Raw genomic sequence first — 20,847 nt, 5'->3', positions numbered from 1 at the left:
AAAACCACCCCCCGTGTGGGGGGGGGGGGGGGGGGGAACGCTCCCCCACAACCTGCGCGCGTAGCGGGGGGGGTTTCTCACCCCCCCCCCCCCCCCCCCCCGGCCGGCGACCGTCGCCGACACCACCTCGGGCCCGCCGGCCGCCACGTGCAGCCCCACCAGCCGGACCGGCCGCTGCTGCAGCAGGCGCAACCGCAGGGTACGCCGCCCGTCGGCGGCCACCCCGCTGTCGTCGAGCAGGTCCAGCGCCGGCGCCGGCAGGTCCGCCGCCTCGGCCGGCCCGGTACGCAGCGGATGGTCGCCGATCAGCGGAAACTCGTCCGCCACCGAGGCGGCCTGGTCGACGTACCCGGCGGTCCACGGCTGCGGCCGGGTCTCCCAGCTCAACCAGCGGGCCTCGCCGGTGTCGGTGTCCAGCGCGTACATCAGCTGGGTGGGTACCGGATGGTCGGCGTCGAACCGGTCCACTACGAAGCCGACCACGGCGAGCATCAGCGCGGCGAGCCCGGCGGCGACCGCTGGCACCGGCCCGGCCCGGCGGGCCCGGACCGCGGCGACGCCGCGCTGCCCGCCGGCCTGCGGCAGCAGCAGGTCCAGCACCGGCAGCGCAGCCAACGCCAGCAGCGTCGCGACGAACGCGGCGGCTGCGGCCAGACCCATGCCCAGCGCCGGGAAGAGCAGTACCACCGTCGGTGCCAGCAACAGCACGCCGACCGTCGCCCCGGCGGCCAGCGCCACCACCGGCCACGGACCGGTTGTCCGCAGCGACAGCGCGACCAGGCAACCGGCCGTGCCGGCCAGGGCCGGCAGCGTCGCCAGGTACGACCCGCCGGGGGCGAGTGCGGCGAGCAGCAGGCCGATCAGCGTCAGCCAGGCCAGCCCGCCGACGGCCAGCGCCGCCGGGCCGACCCGCCGTCGTAGCAACGCGTACCAGGTGAAAACCACGGCCGTGGTCAGCGCCAGCACCGCCAGCCGGTACGGCACCGGCCGGTACGGGTCGAGCAGGTCGGCGTACTCCGGCCGGAGCCGGACCACGACGGTCCACAGCAGTTGCGCGGTGGCCGGCGCGGCGACCAGCGGGATCGCCGCCAGGCCGAACCCGGCGGCCAGTCGCGGCCAGTCGGCCCGGCCACGTCGCCGGGTCGCCCACGCCAGTACGCCGACCGCGACGGCGGCCAGCACCGCCAACGGCCAGGTCAGTGTGCCGGGGTAGCGGGCCAGCCCGAGCGGGGTGGGAAAGTAGGTTGCGTCGGAGTCGGCGGCCAGCGCCGGGATGTCCGCCGCGCCGAACCCGCGGGCCAGGCCGAGGGTGTTGTCGCCGTGGTGCTGCAGGCTGGCCCGGTCCATCGACGCGGGGGTGTCCTGCGGGGTGTGGTAGATGGCCGAGCCGTCGATGTACGCCGAGTTCAGCCCGGCGAAACCGGCGTCCAGGAACGGGGTGAAGTCGGTGTCGTTGGGCAGCAGCCGGTAGACCTCGACGGCGAACGACGTGCCGATCGGGTGCGGGGCGGCGCGGCCGAACACGTCGACCAGGGCGGCGTTGTCGCGGGACGTCTCGAAGGTGACCACCGGCCCGCCGCTGCCCCGCGCCTCCAGGTTGAGCACCACGGTGTCGTCGGCGTCGGCCAGCGGATGCCCGGCGACGAACGCCGCCGCCCCGCACAGGCACGCCTCCTCGGCGTCGGTGAACAGCAGCACGACGTCGTTGCGCGGCCGGTCACCTTCGGTGATGGCACGGGCCACCTCCAGCAGGGTGCCGACGCCGGCGCCGTCGTCGTTTGCACCCGGACTGACCTGGACCGAGTCGTAGTGGGTGACCAGCACGATCCGTCCGGTCGGGTCGGTTCCCGGGATCTGGGCGACCACGTTGCGTACCCGGGCCAGGGTGGCGCCGCTGGCCGCGCCGCTGAGCTGACCGGCCTCGCCGCCGACCGCGTCCTGGGTCTGCGGGGCCAGCCCCAGCGCGGTCAGCGTGTCGACCAGGTAGTCGCGGACGTCGTCGTTGGCGGCGCTGCCGGTCGGGTGCGGCCGCTGCGCGATCCGTTCGATGTGCCGGTGCGCCCGGTCGGCGCTGAACTCGCTGGCCGGCGCGCCGGCGCCGCGCGGCGCGGGTGGACGCAGGTCGACCAGCGCGGCGGCGGCCACCAGGCCGAGGGCGGCCAGCGCGGCCAGCGCGGCGGCCGGCCGCCGGTGGGGCCGGGCGAACACCCGGTGGGCGGCGGCGACAAGGGGTACGCCCATGGTGCTCTCCTGCGCTGCGTGGGTAAGGGTGGCTACATCCTGCCCAATCCGGGCTGGCCGGGTAACCAGGCATCGGCCGGGTGGCCTACTTTGTGCAAGTGCTTGCTGTTGTGTGCCCTGTTCGGCTGGGAGACGATCAGCGGGTCATCGAAAAGGAGCTCACCATCGACACTCACCTGGCGCGGCGGCGGACCAGCGGCAGGCCGGCATGACCGGTTCGTCACTCGTTCCGCCCCGTTCCGATCCTCGGTCCGAGCCGGGCCCGCCGGTGGCTGTCGCACCGACGGAGCGGCTGCGGGTGCTGTTGGTCGAGGACGACGAGGGCGACGCGTTCCTCGTCGGCGAGTTGCTGGCGGAGGCGCAGGCGGCGGTCGACCTGGTGGTGGCGAACAGCCTGAACCAGGCCCGGGAGCGGATCGCCGGGGTTGACTGCGTCCTGCTCGATCTGGGGCTGCCGGACGCGCAAGGGCTGGACGGTCTGCGCCGGGTGCTCGGGGTGGCCGGCCGGGCGGCGGTCTGCGTGCTCACCGGCCGGCAGGATGAGCACCTCGGCATCGGCGCGGTCGCCGAAGGCGCCCAGGACTACCTGGTCAAGGGTCAGGTCGACGGGGTACTTCTGAGCCGGGCACTGCGGTACGCCGTGGAGCGTAAGCGGGCCGACGAGAACGCCCGCCGGCTGCGTGAGGTCGAGCTGCGGCAGGCCGAGTCGGCCCGGCTGGAGCGCGGGCTGCTGCCGCAGCCGCTGATGGACACCGACGAGGTTTCGGTGCACACCTTCTATCGGCCGGGTCGGCACGCCGCGCTGATCGGCGGGGACTTCTTCGACGTGGTGCAGACCACGCCCGAGCGGATCGACCTGATCGTCGGCGACGTCTGCGGGCACGGCGCCGACGAGGCCGCGCTCGGGGTCGAGCTGCGGGTCGCCTGGCGGGCGCTGGTGCTCGCCGGGGTGGCCGACGACGCGGTGCTGCCGGCGCTGGAGCAGGTGCTGATGAGCGAACGCCGGCTGCGGGAAATCTTCGCGACGGTGGCCGCCGTCCGGCTGGACCTGGCCGCCAACCGGGCCACTGTACGGTTGGCGGGACATCCGCCGCCGCTGCTGTTCCGCCACGGTCAGGTCGCGCCGGTGCCCGCCCCGGGCGGCCTGCTGCTCGGCGTCCACCCCCGCCCGCCCCGCGCCTTCGATGTGGAGTTCGACGCCGATGAGTGGTCCCTGTTGATGTACACCGACGGTCTGATCGAGGGGCGGCTCGGTGACTCCGACGAACGGCTGGACGTGGCCGGCCTGCAACGGCTGGTGGCCGAGCCGGCGGCCCGGGACGTGCCGCTGCCGGCGCTGCCCGGCTGGCTGGTCGGCCGGGCCGAGGAGATCAACGGTGGTCCGCTCGCCGATGACGTGGCGATGCTGCTGGTCAGCCGGGGCGTAGGCCGGTGACCGCCGCTCCGCCACCGGCCGGGGTGTCCCGGGCCAGCCGGTTGACGCTGCGTGCCCGGGTGACGCTGCTCTGCGTCGTGGTGGGTGGACTGCTGGCGGCCCTGGCCGGCGGCGCGGCGCTGGTCGCCCGAGCCAACCAGGACCACATCGACACCATGCTCACCAGGATCGGCCCGCTGCGGACCGACGCGGAGAGCCTGCTGACCGTGCTGGTCGACCAGGAGACCGGGGTACGTGGCTACGCGGTGTCCGGTGACCCGGCCGATCTCGCGCCGTACCGTCAGGGGGCGGTGCAGGAACGGCAGCTGATCGACCACATGCTGAGTCTGATCGCGGAGGACGATCCGCTGCGCGGCCAGATCGAGGCCATCGCCGACCAGGCACGGCAGTGGCGCGACCTGGTCGCCGAGCCGGCGATCGCCGCCGTCGAGACGGACGGGACCGATGCCGGGCAGGCGCTGCTCGGCGACGCTGCCCGGGAACGTTTCGACGACCTACGGGTTGACGTCGACCAGCTGCAGGCGGACATTCTGACGGTCCGGGACCGGGTCGCGGCGGACGCCCGGGGGACCAGCCGGACCCTGGCGGGTCTGCTGGCCGTGGCGGCGGCGGTGGTGGTTCTGGCCGGGGTGGTGCTGCTGATGTCGCTGAACAGGCTGGTGATCGGCCCGGTCACCGGTCTCGCCGCGCAGGTGCGGCAGGTGGCCAACGGCGAGTACCACCGGGACATCGCGAACGTCGGGCCGCCGGAGCTGGCCGCGCTGGCCAGCGACGTGGACGGCATGCGACGCAAGATCGCCGCAGATCTGGCCGAGGTGCGTGAGGCCCGGGAACGGGTCGAGTGGGTGAACGGCCAACTGCAGAGGCAGGCCGAGGAGCTGGTCCGGTCCAACCGTGACCTGGAGCAGTTCGCCTACGTGGCGTCGCACGACCTGCAGGAGCCGCTGCGCAAGGTGGCCAGCTTCTGCCAGTTGCTGCAGCGCCGGTACGCCGGTCAGCTGGACGCCCGCGCGGACCAGTACATCGCCTTCGCTGTCGACGGCGCGCAACGGATGCAGCGGCTGATCAACGACCTGCTGGCGTTCTCCCGGATCGGCCGGATGACCTCCGGCTTCACCGACGTCGACCTGAACAAGGTGATGACCGAGGTGGCCGGTCAGACCGAGGCGAGCCGGGAGTACGCCGGCGGCGAGCTGACCTGGTCGGAGCTGCCGGTGGTCACCGGCGAGGAGCCGTTGCTGACGAATCTGCTGGTGAACCTGGTCAGCAACGCGTTCAAGTTCCGTCGGCCGCAGGTGCCGCCCCGGGTGGAGGTCTCCGCCCGTGAGCTGGCCGGCGAGTGGGAGATCACCTGTCGGGACAACGGCATCGGGATCGAAGCCGAGTTCGCTGACAAGATCTTCGTGATCTTCCAGCGCTTGCACTCGAAAGACGCCTACCCGGGCACCGGGATCGGGCTGGCGATCGGCAAGAAGATCGTCGAGTACCACGGCGGCCGGATCTGGGTTGACACCCAGGTCGACCAGGGTACGGCGATTCGTTTTACGCTTCCGGTGACCGCCCGCCCGGACCCGGTGTCCGCCGCGTCGGCCGACGGCGGCGCCGAGAAGGAGGCGAAGGTGTGATGACCGAACCGGACGGCAAGAGCCCGATAGAGGTCCTGCTGGTCGAGGACGATCCGGGTGACGTGCTGATGACCCAGGAGGCGTTCGAGGAACACAAGGTCCGTAACCGGCTCACCGTCGTCTCGGACGGCGCCGAGGCCTTGGCCTACCTGCGCCGGGAGGGCAAGTACGCCGACGCGGTGCTGCCCGACCTGATCCTGCTCGACCTGAACCTGCCCCGGCGCGACGGCCGTGAGGTCCTCGAGGAGATAAAGAAGGACGACGACCTGGGCCGGATTCCGGTGGTGGTGCTCACCACCTCGCAGGCCGACGAGGACATCCTGCGCTCCTACCAGCTGCACGCGAACGCGTACGTGACCAAGCCGGTGGACTTCGAGCGGTTCATCGCGGTGATCCGGCAGATCGACGAGTTCTTCGTCAGCGTGGTTAAGCTGCCCCCGCGCGGCTGACACATGATCGACGAGGTGGGTGAGCTGCTGCGGGAAGCGGCGGCGCGGGCGGTGCTGCCCTGGTTCAACCAGCTGTCCGCCGAACACATCACCGAGAAGGCCCCGGGTGACCTGGTCACCGTCGCCGACCAGCAGGCCGAGGAGTTCATCGCGGCCGGGCTGCGGCGGCTGGCACCGGGGTCGGTGGTGGTCGGTGAGGAGGCGGTCGCCGTCGATTCGCGGCTGCTACGTCGGTTGCGCGACGCCGGCCGGGTCTGGCTGGTCGACCCGATCGACGGTACGGCGAACTACGCGGCCGGCCGTCGGCCGTTCGTGATGATGGTGGCCCTGCTAGCCGCCGGTGAGCCGGTGGCGAGCTGGATCCTTGACCCGGTGGGCGGGTCGCTGGTGGTGGCCGAGCATGGGTCCGGCTGCTGGGTGGACGGGGTGCGGCTGGCACCGCCGACGACCGCGCCCCCGGTGGACCGGCTGCGCGGGGCGGTGCCGTTGGAGTACCTGCCGGTGCCGGTGCGGGCAGCTGTGGAGGCCGGCGGTGAGCGGTTGGGTGCGGTGCTGCCCGGTCAGCACTGCGCCGGCCGGGAGCACTGGGACATCGCCGCCGGGGAGCAGGACTTCGCGATGTTCTGGCGGACCCTGCCGTGGGACCACGTGCCGGGCACGCTGCTGGTGCGGGAGACCGGCGGCGTCGCGATGCGGCTGGACGGCAGCCCGTACGACTTCACCGACGACCGGTCGGGGCTGCTGGTGGCCAGGACCGACGCGGCCTGGCAGGAGGTACGGGCGGCGCTGCTGCCGGCCGGGTGATCAGCCGCCGCCGGTCGGCTGCCAGTCGACGGCCAGGCTCTCCCGGGCACCGGCGCGCTCCAGGTGTTCGCCGACGAGGTACTCCACCCGGGCGAGCCCGATGTCGTCGTCGCTGTCGGCGTGCAGCGTGAGACTGTCGTTGGTGGCGTCGATCCGGCAGGTACCGAAGCCGAAGTCGATCAGCCCCTGGTCGGCGGTCCATTTGACCGGTACGGCGGTGGCGAAATGTTCGCACAGGTGGGTCAGGTGGCGTTGCGACCGTGGGGTCCGGACGTGAGCCTCGGAACGTGGCACCGAAATCCTCACTGGAGACTGTGAATAAGGTTAGGCTAGCTTAATTTATTGACCCCTGCGGCATTGCCGAGATGGCTGTGCGACACGCCAGGCGTCACGCCCGGTAATCGTGTTGATTTTGCGTGATTGGTTCATTGCTGCAGGTAATAGTTCAGGCCTGGCTGCGCGCCATCTGCATGATGTGGTAATGCGCTCGACTCGCCGACGTTCCAGTGGCAACGGTGAAATCCGGTAAGCTGTGCCCGGTTTACGGACCGCGACCTGACAATGTGATCCAGGAGGACGCGACTGTGGTCGGCACGACGGTATCCCGGCGGCGCTCCGGTGCGGCGGCGTCACTCGTTGCGCTGGTCACCGCGATCGCGCTGGTGATCGGCGCGCCGGTCGCCTCGGCTGCGCCCGACGCCCCGGACGAAGGCGACAACAAGAGCCTGCGCGAGGTCCTGGAAGCCGCTTCCAAGGGGCACATCGAGGCGAAAGCCAAGCTGGACAACTCCAAGAAGCGCCAGAAGGAGTTGACCACCCAGTACGACGCCGTACAGGAGCGGCTCGTCTCGCTCACCGACGAGGTCGGGCTGATGGCGGCCGAGTCCTACCGGGTGGGGCGGCTGACCTCGGTCACCATGCTGCTGAACAGCGCTTCCCCGGCCGACATGCTGGACCGCGCCGCCGGGCTGGAGGTCATGGCCCAGCGGGAGGGCCGCAACCTGCGAGCCCTCACCGAAGCTCACGAGCAGGCCGCCCGGGCCAAGGCCGCGATCGACAACGAGGTACGGGAGCAGGAAAAGCAGGTCGCCATCATGGCCCGCAAGAAGCAGGACGCCGAGCGCGCCCTGGCGGCCGTCGGCGGCCAGTCAAGCGGCGGATTCGTCAGCACCACCTCGGCCGCCGCAAAACCCGCGCCACGCAACTCCGACGGCTCCTGGCCCTCCGAATCCTGCAACGTCGACGACCCCACCACCTCCGGCTGCATTACCCCGCGCACCCTGCACGCCCTGAACCAGGCGAAGTCCGCCGGATTCACCCGGTACGTCTCCTGCTTCCGCAACGGCGGCAGCGGCGAGCACCCCAAGGGTCGGGCCTGCGACTTCTCCGCCGAAGCCGGCGGATTCCAGAACCGCGCCGCCACCGGGGGCAACCGCACGTACGGCAACAATCTCGCCGGGTACTACATCAACAACGCCGACCGGCTCGGTGTGCTCTACGTCATCTGGTACCGGCAGATCTGGATGCCCGGCACCGGCTGGCGGGCCTACAACGGCGGCGGCAGCCCGGCCGGCGACCACACCAACCACGTGCATCTGTCGATGCTCTGACCCAACCACGTGCATCTGTCGATGCTCTGACCCAACCACGTGCATCTGTCGATGCTCTGACCCAACCACGTGCATCTGTCGATGCTCTGAACCACCATCCCTGCATCCCGCTCGACCGCCCGTCGGACGGCAGGCGGGATGCGTACCATCACAGCGATGGACTCGCCACCACCGGACACGCCGCTGCGGCCCGGCCTGGCCGCCGCGCTGGTCTTCGTCTCCAGCGGCGCTGTACTGGTGCTGGAGATCGTCGCGCTGCGGCTGGTCGGGCCGTACATCGGAGTGACCCTGCAGACCAACAGCGCGGTGATCGGTGTAGCGCTGGCCGCGATCGCCTACGGCACCTGGATCGGTGGCCGGATCGCCGACCGGCGCGACCCCCGCCCGCTGCTGCCGGCCGCGCTGGTCCTCGCCGGGATCACCACCGCGATCACCCTCCCACTGGTGCGGTACGCCGGTGAACTGCTGCGCGGCAGCGCCGTGGTGGGCATCCTGCTGCTCACCATGGTGGCCATCGTGCTGCCGGCCGCGCTGCTGTCGGCGGTCACCCCACTGGTGATCAAACTGCAGCTCGGCGACCTGAACCGCACCGGCGAGGTGGTCGGCAAGCTGTCCAGCATCGGTACGCTCGGCGCGATCACCGCCACCCTCGGCACCGGCTTCTTCCTGGTCGCCACGCTACCCAGCAGCGTGATCATGATGACGCTGGCGCTGCTGCTCGGCGGCAGCGGTATCGCCCTCGGGGTATATCTGCACCGCACCCGGCCACCCACCGACGCCACCGCCACCGCCACCGGCGGTGGCGCGGACGGCGGCGCAGCGCCCGGCGGCCGGACCGGCACCGCCACGCGGTCCGCCGTCGCCGTGATCGGGCTGCTCGCCGTCGGCCTCGCCGTTGCCGCACCCGACCCGTGCGATGTGGAGACCGAGTACCACTGCGCCACCGTGCAGGCCGATCCGGACCGCGGCTCCGGCCGGCTGCTGCTGCTCAACTCGGCCCGCCACTCGTACGTGGACCTCGACGACCCCACCCACCTGGAGTTCGCCTACACCAGGTGGATCGGTGCCGCCCTCGACGTGACCGCCCCACCCGGGGAACCGCTCGACGCGCTGCACCTCGGCGGCGGCGGCTTCACCATGCCCCGGTACCTCAGCGCCACCCGGCCGGGCACCCGCAACACCGTCTACGAGATCGACGGTGGACTGGTCGACCTGGGCGTGCGGGAGCTCGACGTGCAGCCGGGTCCCGACCTGGCCGTGGTGGTCGGCGACGCCCGGATCCTGGTCACCGACCTGCCCACGGACAGCGTCGACGTGGTCGTCGGGGACGCGTTCGGGCACCTGGTGGTGCCCTGGCACCTGGCCACCCGGGAGATGGCCGCCGAGATCCGCCGGGTGGTCCGACCAGGCGGCAGCTACCTGCAGAACGTGATCGACTACCCGCCGCTGCGGTTCATCCAGGCCGAGGTGGCCACCGTCGCGGCCGAGTTCCCCGAGGTGGCGCTGATCACCCGGCCGGGGGCGGCGACCCGGCTCAGCGGCAGCAACTTCGTCATCCTCGCCGCCGACCGGCCACTGCCGTTGGACGAGGTACGGGCCCGGTTGACCGCTTCGGTCGGTGCCGAGTTCGATCTGCTCGCCGGGGACGAGCTGACCGATTTCGTGGCCGGTGCGCAGCCGCTCACCGACGACTATGCCCCGGTCGACCAGCTGCTCGTCGCCCCCTGATGCGGTTCCGCAGGTGTAGCTCGGGCCAGATCGGGCAACTCGGGAGTCATGGGTGGGGTGGCGAACGACTGCGGGCAACTGCTCGGTGACCGGTACCGGCTGATCGAACGGCTCGGCACCGGCGGGACGTCGGTGGTCTGGCGTGGTTACGACGAGATCCTCGACCGGCAGGTCGCGATCAAGGTCCTCGCTCCGCAGTACGCCCCGGACCAGGTGTTCCGCCACCGGATCCGGGTGGAGGCGCAGGCCGCCGCCCGGCTGTGCCACCCGCACATCACCAACGTCTACGACTACGGCGAAGCCGTCCGGGACGCAGCCACCCTGCCGTACGTGGTGATGGAACTGGTGGACGGCGAGTCGCTGGCCGCCCGGCTGCGTCGGGAACACATTCTGTCCTGGCGGGCCGCGGTGGTGGCCTGCGCCGAGGTCGCCTCGGCGCTGGCCGCCGCGCACGCCACCGGCGTCGTCCACCGCGATGTCACCCCGGCCAACGTCATGCTGACCAGCACGGGAGCAAAGGTCGTCGACTTCGGCATCTCCGCGTTGGCCGGCGAAAGCGACGTCGGCCCGGACGGCAACCTGCTCGGCACCCCGGCGTACCTGGCGCCGGAGCGCCTCAACGGCGGCCAGGTCTCACCGGCCACCGACGTGTACGCCGTCGGCCTGCTGCTCTACCGCTCACTCACCGGCCGGCTGCCCTGGCAGGCCGCGAGCGTCACCCAGATGCTGCGGGCACACCTGCACACCGTGCCCGACCCGATGCCACCGGTCGCCGGACTGCCGGCGGAGGTGGTCGACCTCACCCTGCGGTGCCTGGCCAAGTGCCCGGCGGACCGGCCGACCAGCGAGGAGGTGGCGAAGACGCTGGCCGCCGCCGTCGGGGTCGCCGCCGGGCTGTCGCCGTCGATGGTCGCGCCGCTGCCGAACCGGCCGGGCTCCGACACCGACATTGCCGCCGACGACGGCCCGCCCCCGGTCGGCGTCGATGTCACCTGCGGGCTCGAGGTCACCGGGCTGGATCTGCCGGTCCCGACCGGCATCGGCCGGCGTCGCCGGCTGCGGACCTCATGGGTGCAGCGCCGCGCGGAAGCCGTGGTGATCGGGGTCGGCCTGATGATGCTCAGCGCCCTGGTCTGGGCCGGAGCCGGTGCCACACCCGCCACCGACCGGTTCCGCGAGGCGGTGGCCGCGCCGCCGGACTTCGGGCTCGCCGCCCAGTCCTCGGCGCCCTGCCGGGTCGAATACACGGTGCGCGGCGACTCCGGACGGGAGTTTGTCGCTGCGGCCACCGTCACCAACACCGGTTCCGCCGAGCTGACCGACTGGTCTCTGCGCTTCGCCTTCCCCGGCACCCAACGGCTCACCGCGGTGCGGGGCGGGCAGTGGGAACAGCAGGGCGGCGACGTACGGCTGCGGCCTGCGGCCGACGCCACCACCCTGGCCCCGGGGGCGACCGCACAGCTCCAGCTGGCGGGTGACTACGACGGGGTCAACACGCTGCCGCTGGAGTTCCACCTCGACGAGCTGATCTGCGACGTGTCCGTCGCGGCGGTCGCCGGACAGGCGGCGGGCGCGACGACCGAACTGTTGGAAACGGCGACCGGTCAGCCTGCCACCGACACGTCCCCGGTCCGGTAGCACCCCCGTCGGCGGTACGGCTCCGGTGCGGGTACGGGTCAGGTGGCGGCGGCGAACCGCTGAACCTGTTCGGTGGTGCCGGAGACGATCAGCAGGGCGCCGTCACGAAGTTCGGTCTCCCGGTCGGCGTAGGTGAACCGTTCCCCCGGCATCTTCACCCCGATCACGGTCACTCCGTACCGCGACCGGATGTCGGTCTCACCGAGCCGCCGGCCCGCCGTACCACTCGGCAGCCGGGTCTCGGCGATCGAGAAGCCGTCGTCGAACTCGATGAAATCGAGCATCTTGCTGGTGATCAGGTGCGCCACCCGGTCGCCCATCGCGGCCTCCGGGTAGATGACGTGCCGGGCGCCGACGGAACGCAGGATCTTGCCGTGCTTGCCGGAGACCGCCTTGGCCCAGACCTCGGTGACGCCGATCTCGGCGAGGCTGAGCACGGTCAACACGCTGGCCTCGACATCCGAGCCGATGCCGACCACCACCCGCTGGAAGTCCCGCAGACCCAGCTGACGCAGCGCCTCGGTGTCGGTCGAGTCGGCCTGCACCACGTAGGTGAGCCGGTCTGCCCACCGCTGGACCACCGCCGGATTGGAATCGACGCCGAGCACGTCGAAACCCATCCGCAGCATCGAGTCGGCGACCTGGCCGCCGAACCGGCCGAGCCCGATGATGACCACGGTCCGGGTGGACCTGGTGCCGGTACGGTCAGCCAACGATGGGTCGCTCCTCCGGGTAGTGGAACCGTCGCCGCCGGGTGTTCAACGCGATCGCCGAGCCCAACGTGACGCTGCCGATCCGGCCGACGAACATCAGCACGACGAGCAGCACCTGAGCAGGGTCGGGCAGGTCGCCGGTGATCCCGGTGGACAGCCCGGTCGTGCCGAACGCCGACGTCACCTCGTACAGCGCCTGTTCACCGCCGATGTCGTCGGTCAGGCTGATCAGGGCCAGGGTGCCGGCCCCGACCAACGCCACGCCGATCAGCGCGACGGTCAGCGCCTGACGCTGGCTGGCCGCCGCGATCCGGCGTCGGCCGATCACCACGTCGTGCTCGCCGCGCAGCTCCGACCAGATGACGAAGGCGAGCAGGAAGAAGGTGGTCACCTTGATCCCGCCGGCGGTGCTGGCGCTGCCACCGCCGATGAACATCATTCCGATGGAGGCCGCCGTCGTCTCCGGGTTGAACTCTCCCAGGTCGACCGTGTTGAACCCGCCGGACCGGGTCATCACGTCCTGGAACAGCGCGGCCAACAGCTTCTCCGGCAGGTCGAGCGGGCCCAGGGTACGCGGGTTGGCCCACTCGAAGGTGAGCATGCTGACGAAGCCGATGCCGATCAGCGCCAACGTGCCCCACACGGTCAGCCGGGTGTGCACCGACCAGCGCCGCGGCCGGCTGCGCTCGCGGGCCAGCTCGAACAGGGCCGGGAAGCCGAGCCCGCCGACCACCACGCCGACGATCAGCGGCAGGCAGATCCACCAGTCGCCGACGAACTGGACCAGCCCGTCGGAGTAGAGGGCGAAGCCGCCGTTGTTGAACGCCTGGACGGCGTGGAACAGCCCGTACCACAGGGCCCGGGGCGGCGGGTAGTCGTAGTGCAGCCACAGCCGGGCGGCCAGGACGAGGGCGATCGCTGTTTCGGCGCCGAGCATCGTCGCCGCGATCCGCAGCAGCACCCGCCGGATGTCGGACAGCGCGAGGCTGTTGGTCTCGGCCTGCGCCGTGAGCCGGCTGCGCAGCCCCAGCCGGCGGGACACCAGCAGGCCGAGCAGGGTGGCCAGCGACATGATCCCGAAGCCGCCGAGCTGGGTGAGCAGGGTGATCAGCACCAGGCCGAGCGGTGACCAGTAGGCCGGGGTGTCGGTGACGGCCAGCCCGGTCACGCAGACCGCCGAGGTGGCGGTGAACAGGGCTGTGACGAAGGGCGCCGCGTCGGGTCCCTGGCGGCTGGCCGGCACCATCATCAGTACGGTGCCCACGGCGATCGCCCCGAGGAACGCGATCGGCACGATCCGGGCGGGGTTTCGCAGCGGCCGGCGCATCAAAGATGTCATACCACTGCAAAAGCCGAAATTATCAGAGATTGATCGGCATTCATGTAGTGGTCAGCCGGTCACCGACCGCCCGTCGCCCACCGGTCTCCCGCCCGTCGCCCGGGGCGTCTTCACTGACGCCGACGACGCCCTGCGACACCCCTGTGAGGAGACGACGTTGTCGCGTACTCTGCCGATCATGCTGCTTGCCGGCACCCTGCTGGCCACCATGGCGATCCCGTCCGCCGCCACCGCGACCGACCCGGCGGCCCGCGGCAAGCCGCCGCAGGCCGAGCCGAAACCACTGGTCATCGCACACCGCGGGGCCAGCGGCTACCGGCCGGAACACACCCTGGAGGCGTACCGGCTGGCGATCCGTCAAGGCGCCGACTACATCGAACCCGACCTGGTGTCGACCGCCGACGGGGTGCTGGTCGCCCGGCACGAGAACGAGATCTCGGGCACCACCGACGTCGCCGACCGCGCCGAGTTCGCCGATCGGCGGGCAACCAAGACCATCGACGGGCGCTCCGTCACCGGGTGGTTCACCGAGGACTTCACCCTGGCCGAGCTGCGTACCCTGCGGGCCGTGGAGCGACTGCCGCAGGTCCGGCCGACCAACACGGCGTTCGACGGTGAGTTCACGGTGCCGACCCTGCAGGAGGTCATCGACCTGGCCCGGTCGGAGGGCCGGCGACTGGGCCGGACCATCGGCATCTACCCGGAGACCAAGCACCCCACCTACTTCCAGTCGATCGGGCTGCCGCTGGAGGAGCCACTGGTCGACACTCTGCGACGCAACAAGCTGACCCGGCGTACCGATGCGGTGTTCATCCAGTCCTTCGAGACCGCCAACCTGCGCAAGCTGAGCCGGATGACCAACGTGCGGCTGGTGCAGTTGCTCGGCGGCAGCGGCCGGCCGTACGACTTCGTCGTGGCCGGTGACCCGCGCGGCTACGCCGACCTGGCCACCCCGGACGGGCTCGCCTGGATCAGCCGGTACGCCGACGCCATCGGGCCCACCAAGGACCTGATCGTGCCGCGCGACGCCGACGGCGCGCTGCTGGCCCCGACCTCGCTGATCCGCGACGCCCACCGGGCCCGGCTGGCGGTGCACGCCTGGACGTTCCGGGCGGAGAACCAGTTCCTGCCGGCCGACCACCGCATCGGTGCCGACCCGGCTGCCCGGGGCGACATCACCGCAGAGTACGAACTGTTCTACGGACTCGGGCTGGACGGACTGTTCGCCGACCATCCGGACACCGCCGTGGCGGTCCGCGTCGCCACCCGCTGAACGGTCCTTGCTACGGTCCACGACATGACCGTGGACCGGGCCGAGTTGCGCGACCGCGCCGAGCAGACGCTGCACAGGCTGGCCGGGCCGGGCGCGACGTTGCGCGACGACCAGTGGCGGGCCATCGAGGCGCTGGTCGTCGACCGGCGGCGGGTGCTCTGCGTACAGCGCACCGGGTGGGGCAAGTCGGCGGTCTACTTCATCGCCACCGCGTTGCTGCGCGCCGGCACCGGTTCGTCCGGCACCGACCCGGCCACCCCGACCGGGTCGGTGCCGACCGCACCGGCCGGGCCGACGGTGATCGTCTCGCCGCTGCTGGCGTTGATGCGCAACCAGGTCGCCGCCGCCGAACGGGCCGGGATCCAGGCCCGCACGATCAACTCCGCCAACCTCGACGAGTGGGACACCGTCAGCGCGGAGATCCGGGCCGGCGCCGTCGACGTACTGCTGATCAGTCCGGAGCGGCTGAACAACCCGGACTTTCGGGACAACGTGCTGCCCAGCCTGGCCGCTACCACCGGCCTGCTGGTCATCGACGAGGCGCACTGCGTGTCGGACTGGGGGCACGACTTCCGCCCCGACTACCGGCGGATCCGGACCTTCCTGCGCGAGCTGCGCCCCGGCACGCCGGTGCTGGCCACCACCGCGACCGCCAACACCCGGGTCACCGACGACGTCGCCGAACAGCTCGGCGACACCGCAGACAGCCGGTCCGACGACGACCACGCCGCCTCCGACGGCAGGCTCGGCGACACGCTGGTGCTGCGCGGTCCGCTGGACCGCCGGTCGCTGCGGCTGGCCGTGCTCGACCTGCCCGGCACCGCGCACCGGCTCGGCTGGCTCGCCGACCACCTGGAAACGCTGCCCGGCTCCGGCATCGTCTACACGCTCACCGTCGCGGCCGCCGCCGAGACCGCCGAGTTCCTGCGCTCCCGGGGCTACGCCGTCGCCGCGTACAGCGGCCAGTCCGACGACGCGCAACGCCGCGCCGCCGAACAGGACCTGCTGGACAACAAGATCAAAGCCCTGGTGGCGACGTCCGCGCTCGGCATGGGTTTCGACAAGCCGGACCTCGGTTTCGTGGTGCACCTCGGCGCGCCGCCGTCGCCGATCGCCTACTACCAGCAGGTGGGTCGGGCCGGCCGGGCCCTGGACGGTGACCGGTACGCCGACGTGGTGCTGCTGCCCGGCCCCGAGGATCAGGCGATCTGGCGGTACTTCGCGTCACTGGCCTTCCCCCGCGAGGAACAGGTGCGCTCGGTGCTCGCCGCCCTCGAAAACGCCGGTCGTCCGCTGTCCACCCAGGCCCTGGAGCCGATCGTCGATCTGCGGCGCACCCGGCTCGAACTGATGCTCAAGGTGCTAGACGTGGACGGCGCGGTGCGCCGGGTGCGCGGCGGCTGGGTCGCCACCGGCGAGCCGTGGCACTACGACGCCGCCCGGCTGCACCGGGTGGCCCAGGCCCGCACCGCCGAACAGCAGATCATGCAGGAGTACGCGGTACCGGCCGACACCGCCCCGCCGGCCGGCCGACCCGGCTGCCGGATGGAGTTCCTCCGCCACTGCCTGGACGACCCGCAGGCCCAGCCGTGCGGGCGCTGCGACCGCTGCGCCGGCGGGTGGCTGCCGTCCGAGGTGAGCCCGGACGCGCTGCGCGCCGCCGAGACCTTCCTCGGCCGGGCCGGAGTGGAGATCCCCCCGAAGAAGCTCTGGCCGACCGGGCTGGAGGCGGTCGGCGTACCGCTGCGCGGCAAGATCGGCCCCGACGAGCAGGCACTGCCCGGCCGGGCCGTCGGGCGGCTGTCCGACCTGGGGTGGGGTAGCCGGCTGCGGGACCTGCTCGCCGCCGGCCGGCCGGACACCGTGCTGCCGGCCGACGTCGCCGGTGCGGTGATCGACGTGCTCCGCGAGTGGGCGCGCGGCACCCAACCGTGGCCGGCCCGACCGGTCGGGGTGGTGGCGGTCGCCTCCCGGACCCACCCGGAGCTGGTGGCCAGCACCGCCCGACGGATCGCCGAGGTCGGTCGGCTGCCGCTGCTCGGCTCGGTCGAGCCGGCCTGGGCCGAGCCGCCGTCGGCTCAGGGCCGGGGCAACAGCGCGCAACGGGTCCGTACCGTCCACGACGCGTTCGCCGCGCCGCCGGAGCTGGCTGCGGCGCTGTCCGGGCTGACCGGCCCGGTGCTGCTGGTCGACGACCTGGTCGACACCGGCTGGACGTTGACCGCCGTGGCCCGGCTGCTGCGGCGCTCCGGCGCCCCGGCGGTGCTGCCGTTCGCCCTCGCCACCACGAACTGACCCGGTCCGAGCGGGACGGGGTCGCCCGGCCCGGTCAGCCTGATCCGAGTCAGCCCGGCCGGCCGTAGCCCTTGATCGGCATCCGGTCGATCTTGTCGACGCGGACCACTTCACCGTGCCGCGGCGCGTGGATCATCTGGGCGGCCCCGATGTAGATCCCGACGTGCTGCACGTTGCTGTAGAAGAAGACCAGGTCACCGGGGCGGAGCTGGGCGCGGCCGATGCGGGTGACGGTGCCGAACTGCCGGCGGGCGTTGTGTGGCAGCTGCACCCCGGCCTTCGCCCAGGCCGCCGAGGTCAGCCCGGAGCAGTCGTACGAGTGCGGCCCGGCCGACCCCCACCGGTACGGCTTGCCGAGCTGGGCGTGGGCGAAGGCGACGACGCTGGCCGCGCTGCCGGTCGCCGCCTCGGGCAGTGGGTCGGCCGGGCTGCGGTCGGCGGTGGCGGCGCCGGACCGGCTCAGCAGCGCCTGCTGGCGGTCCCGCAGCTCGGTCAGCGCCCGGATGTCCGACTCGATCTGCCGCTGCGTCGCGGACAGCTGCTCCTGCTGCAGCAACTGCTGCTCGATCAGCGCGTTCGCCGTCCGGCGCGCCGCTTCGCTGCGGTCGCGGGTGTCGCGCAGCTCGGCGATCGTCCGCTCGTTGTCGCGGTTGATCACGTCGGCGATGAGCAGCTGGTCGACGAAGTGTTCCGCCGACGCGGTGGACAGCAGGGTGGCGACGGGTCGGGCACCGTTCACCCGGTAGTTGCTGGCCGCGAGTTGACCGACCTGGTCGTGTCGGAACGCGAGCTGCCGGTCCAGTTCGGTGATCGTTTCGCTGAGTCCACCAGCGCGTTCCTGGTTGTGGCGCAGATCCAGCCGGATCTCGTTGTACTGCTCGACCACCGTCTCCAACTGGTGGGCCGCCTGGTCGATCCGCCGGTCCAACTCGGCGATCGAGGCCTGCGCCTGGGCCGGAGCCGGCAGCAACGTGGCGGTTACAGCGGTGACGAGGGCGGCTGCCCTACTTGCCAAGCTATTAACGGTCACGGATGGTACAACGACGGTGCGTTGCGGAAGCCACGGCTGACGACACAGCCGACAACCAGTCGACGACCAGCCGACGACCCGGCCGAGGCGTTGCCGGCCAGCAGCGACTACCGTCGGCGAGGTGGGAGAAACAGTGACCGGTGCCGGCGATCCGACGGGCCCGACAGACCCGGCTGAGTCGACGGATCAGGCAGACCCGGCGGGGCCGGGGACGTCCACCGTGCGGCTGGCGACCGGGGTCGCCGCCGTCGTGCTCGCGATGCTCGCCGGGTTCGCCCTGGGTCGGGCGGTGACCGCCCCGACCAGCATCGGCACCCAGTACGCGGCCGGCGCCGCCGACCACACCCACCCGCCCGGGACCACACCGCATGTGCACGACGGCACCGACGGCACCGACGGCGGTGACCAGGTGTCCGGCCTGTCGGTCAGCGTCGGCGGCTACACCCTGGTGCCGGTGCGGCGGCAGCTGCCGGTCGGCGAGCAGGTCGACCTGCGCTTCCAGATCGTCGACGCCGATCAGCGGCCGGTCACCGCCTTCGACGTGGTGCACGACAAGTCGATGCACCTGATCATCGCCCGCCGGGATCTGACCGGCTACCAGCATCTGCACCCGACGATGGCACCGGACGGCACCTGGAGCGTCCCGGTCCGGCTGGCCGCCGCCGGCATCTGGCGGCTCTACACCGACTTCACCCTGCGCGACTCCGACGGTACGCCGGTCGCGTTGACGCTCGGCGTCGACCTCGTGGTGGCCGGCGAGTACCTGCCGACCGACCTGCCGGCCGCCGCCGACACCACCGAGGTGGACGACTTCACCGTACGGATGCGCGGGGTCGCACAGCGCGGGGTGGTGACGCCGCTGCTGTTCGAGGTGGGCCAGGCCGGCCAGTCTCCGACGCTGGAGCCCTACCTCGGCGCGTACGGGCATCTGGTCGCGCTGCGCGACGGCGACCTCGGCTATCTGCACGTGCATCCGGAGGCCGAGCTGGTCGACGGCGCGGTGAAGTTCTGGCTGACCGCCCCGAGCCCCGGTGACTACCGGATGTTCCTGGACTTCCAGGTGGCCGGCGAGGTGCACACCGCCGAGTTCACCGTCACGGTCGACTGACCACGGTCGCCCCGGCGGCGTCCGACACAGCGGACCCGGCGGTGTCCGGCGGCGCCGGCAGCAGGGTCTGCAGCCGGGGGGTCACCGCCCACTGGTCGACCAGCGCCCGGTAGGCCCGGTGCTGCTCGCGTCGGTCCGGTACGCCGCCACGCCGGGCCCGCAGCAGCAGGTTGCGCGGCGTGTGCTGGGAGTCGATGAACTCGACCACGTCCACCCGGTAGCCGTACGCCCGCAGCAGGGTCGCCCGCAGCGTGTCGGTGAGCACGTCGGCGAACCGTTCCCGCAGGATGCCGGCGGAGACCAGCGGCCCGTACGGCTGCGGTGCCGGCTGCCGGCGCAGCTGGGCGGCGATGTCGTGGTGGCAGCAGGGCGCGGCCAGCACCCACCGGGCCTGCCAGTCGACGGCCCGGGCCAGCGCCTCGTCGGTGGCGGTGTCGCAGGCGTGCAACGCCAGCACCAGGTCCGGCGCCGGCTCGACCGGTGCCTGCCGGATGGTGCCGGCGACGAACCGGACCTGCCCGGCGCAGCCGAGCTGGTCGGCCAGCGCGGTGTTGCGCCGCCGCTGGTCCTCGCGGACGTCGACGCCGGTCACCACCGGCTGCCCGCCGCGGGAGACCAGGTAGCGGTAGGCGGCGAAGGTCAGATAGGCGTTGCCGCAGCCCAGGTCGACGACGTGCAGCGGCCCGGCGGGTAGCGGGTCGGGCAGGGTGGCGGCGAGCGCCCGCAGGAACGCGTCGACCTGGCGGCGTTTCGCGGCGTTGGCACCGATCGCGGCGAACAGCGGGTCGTCCGGATCCAGCAGGTACCGCTTGGCCCGGTCGTGGTCGCCGGGGCCGGTGTCGGTCCGGTCGGCGGTCGACCGGTGCACCTGCGCGGTGCCCTTCTTGGTCACCCGCAGCTGCAGGGTGCTGGTGCTGGTCTCGACGTGCCAGTTGCCGAACGGCTCGGCGAGCAGCTGGTCGACTGCGGCTTCGGCGGGGGCACCCGGCGGCAGGTTACGGGTCACCGGACGGGTGCCGTCGTTGGTGACGATCTGCAGGTGGGTACCGGCCCGCAGGGCGACCGGCCGGAGTTCGGCCCGAACGACCGACGGGGCGGCGTTGCGCCGACGCCCGGCGGCGACCGCCCGGGTGAGCTGCGGGCTGAGCAGCAGCGCCCGGACGTCGTCGAGGGCGTCGGCGAGGGATCGAGTCAGTTTTCGCCGCCGCTGCCCTGCTCGGCCCGGCCGGCTCCGCCGACTTGCTCGGCCCGGCCGGCTCCGCCGGAGCCACCCCGGCGGCGTCGGCGGCGGCGCGTCGAACCGCCCGAGCCGCCGTCCGACGTGGCGGCGGCCGCGATCTCCGTACCGTCGGTGGACGCAGCTCCGGAGTCGGTGCCGGCACCGCCGTTGACGACCTGACCGCCGCGCCGTCGACGACGCGGCCGGCGGCTGGCCGGGGGACCGTCCTCACCGGCGGTCGTCGCGGTGGCGGTGGACCGGTCGGCGTCGTCCGGCGCGGCGGAGCGACGGGACCTCGACGACCGCCGGCCCCGGCTGTCACCGCGCGCTCCGCGCTCGG

16 protein-coding genes and 1 pseudogene are annotated in these 20,847 nt (G+C 72.3%); 10 read left to right on the top strand and 7 right to left on the bottom strand.

The window, feature by feature from the left end; genetic code table 11:
• On the bottom strand, positions 1-2,241 hold a 2,241-nt coding region (locus ACXAHD_RS23940), incomplete at its 3' end, for a M28 family peptidase (RefSeq protein WP_475053314.1).
• A gap of 208 nt (positions 2,242-2,449) precedes the next feature.
• Between ACXAHD_RS23940 and ACXAHD_RS23935 the strand changes: the two genes are divergently transcribed.
• The 4 genes from ACXAHD_RS23935 to ACXAHD_RS23920 are packed head-to-tail and all read left to right on the top strand — an operon-like array spanning position 2,450 to position 6,554.
• On the top strand, positions 2,450-3,676 hold the full coding sequence (locus ACXAHD_RS23935) for a PP2C family protein-serine/threonine phosphatase (protein WP_475053312.1): 1,227 nt from the start codon (positions 2,450-2,452) through the stop codon (positions 3,674-3,676).
• Positions 3,673-5,301 carry a sensor histidine kinase gene (locus tag ACXAHD_RS23930; RefSeq protein WP_475053310.1) on the top strand — a complete coding sequence of 543 codons (1,629 nt, stop codon included), beginning with the start codon at positions 3,673-3,675 and terminating at the stop codon, positions 5,299-5,301. The genes ACXAHD_RS23935 and ACXAHD_RS23930 overlap by 4 nt, the downstream gene beginning before the upstream one ends.
• Entirely contained in the window at positions 5,301-5,750 is a 450-nt protein-coding gene (locus ACXAHD_RS23925; RefSeq protein ID WP_281551950.1) for a response regulator, read from the top strand. The genes ACXAHD_RS23930 and ACXAHD_RS23925 overlap by 1 nt, the downstream gene beginning before the upstream one ends.
• Positions 5,751-5,753: 3 nt before the next feature.
• Entirely contained in the window at positions 5,754-6,554 is an 801-nt protein-coding gene (locus tag ACXAHD_RS23920; protein ID WP_281551949.1) for an inositol monophosphatase family protein, read from the top strand.
• Here the strand turns inward: ACXAHD_RS23920 and ACXAHD_RS23915 are convergent, their stop codons facing one another.
• Positions 6,555-6,848, bottom strand: coding sequence for a DUF2218 domain-containing protein (locus ACXAHD_RS23915; RefSeq protein WP_281551948.1), 294 nt, complete (start codon positions 6,846-6,848; stop codon positions 6,555-6,557).
• Between the two features lie 290 nt (positions 6,849-7,138).
• On the opposite strand from ACXAHD_RS23915, the gene ACXAHD_RS23910 reads away from it, so the two are divergent.
• From ACXAHD_RS23910 to ACXAHD_RS23900, 3 genes are all read left to right on the top strand, one after another.
• A complete protein-coding gene (locus ACXAHD_RS23910; protein WP_281551947.1) occupies positions 7,139-8,164 on the top strand; it encodes a coiled-coil domain-containing protein in 1,026 nt (341 codons plus the stop codon).
• A gap of 156 nt (positions 8,165-8,320) precedes the next feature.
• Complete coding sequence (locus ACXAHD_RS23905) at positions 8,321-9,892, top strand: fused MFS/spermidine synthase (protein WP_281551946.1); 1,572 nt, start codon at positions 8,321-8,323, stop codon at positions 9,890-9,892.
• A 48-nt stretch (positions 9,893-9,940) separates the two neighbouring features.
• On the top strand, positions 9,941-11,530 hold the full coding sequence (locus ACXAHD_RS23900) for a serine/threonine-protein kinase (RefSeq protein WP_475053307.1): 1,590 nt from the start codon (positions 9,941-9,943) through the stop codon (positions 11,528-11,530).
• 38 nt (positions 11,531-11,568) lie between these two features.
• Here ACXAHD_RS23900 and ACXAHD_RS23895 read toward each other — a convergent pair whose 3' ends face one another.
• The gene (locus ACXAHD_RS23895; RefSeq protein ID WP_281551944.1) at positions 11,569-12,243 is read right to left on the bottom strand and encodes a potassium channel family protein; all 675 of its coding nucleotides are present in this window, start codon (positions 12,241-12,243) and stop codon (positions 11,569-11,571) included.
• Positions 12,236-13,570, bottom strand: coding sequence for a TrkH family potassium uptake protein (locus ACXAHD_RS23890; RefSeq protein WP_281551943.1), 1,335 nt, complete (start codon positions 13,568-13,570; stop codon positions 12,236-12,238). The genes ACXAHD_RS23895 and ACXAHD_RS23890 overlap by 8 nt, the downstream gene beginning before the upstream one ends.
• A gap of 169 nt (positions 13,571-13,739) precedes the next feature.
• On the opposite strand from ACXAHD_RS23890, the gene ACXAHD_RS23885 reads away from it, so the two are divergent.
• The gene (locus tag ACXAHD_RS23885; protein WP_281551942.1) at positions 13,740-14,855 is read left to right on the top strand and encodes a glycerophosphodiester phosphodiesterase; all 1,116 of its coding nucleotides are present in this window, start codon (positions 13,740-13,742) and stop codon (positions 14,853-14,855) included.
• 24 nt (positions 14,856-14,879) lie between these two features.
• Positions 14,880-17,150, top strand: coding sequence for a DEAD/DEAH box helicase (locus tag ACXAHD_RS23880; RefSeq protein ID WP_281551941.1), 2,271 nt, complete (start codon positions 14,880-14,882; stop codon positions 17,148-17,150).
• Positions 17,151-17,199: 49 nt separating this feature from the next.
• Here ACXAHD_RS23880 and ACXAHD_RS23875 read toward each other — a convergent pair whose 3' ends face one another.
• Positions 17,200-18,165 (bottom strand): C40 family peptidase, encoded by a 966-nt coding sequence (locus tag ACXAHD_RS23875; protein WP_475053303.1) that lies wholly within the window; start codon positions 18,163-18,165, stop codon positions 17,200-17,202.
• A 136-nt stretch (positions 18,166-18,301) separates the two neighbouring features.
• Here ACXAHD_RS23875 and ACXAHD_RS23870 point away from each other — a divergent pair, with 136 nt between their 5' ends.
• A complete protein-coding gene (locus tag ACXAHD_RS23870; RefSeq protein ID WP_475053300.1) occupies positions 18,302-19,288 on the top strand; it encodes a hypothetical protein in 987 nt (328 codons plus the stop codon).
• Here the strand turns inward: ACXAHD_RS23870 and ACXAHD_RS23865 are convergent.
• Together ACXAHD_RS23865 and ACXAHD_RS23860 are read right to left on the bottom strand one after the other, a co-directional pair.
• Complete coding sequence (locus ACXAHD_RS23865) at positions 19,275-20,483, bottom strand: class I SAM-dependent methyltransferase (RefSeq protein ID WP_281555735.1); 1,209 nt, start codon at positions 20,481-20,483, stop codon at positions 19,275-19,277. The genes ACXAHD_RS23870 and ACXAHD_RS23865 overlap by 14 nt on opposite strands.
• A pseudogene (locus tag ACXAHD_RS23860) lies at positions 20,480-20,847 on the bottom strand (DEAD/DEAH box helicase); the annotation flags it as partial. The pseudogene ACXAHD_RS23860 and the gene ACXAHD_RS23865, both read right to left, overlap by 4 nt.

This window comes from Micromonospora sp. ABR4_055, assembly GCF_056160425.1.
Note: the sequence above shows the minus strand (reverse complement) of the source record. Positions and strands in the feature narration are given on the sequence as shown.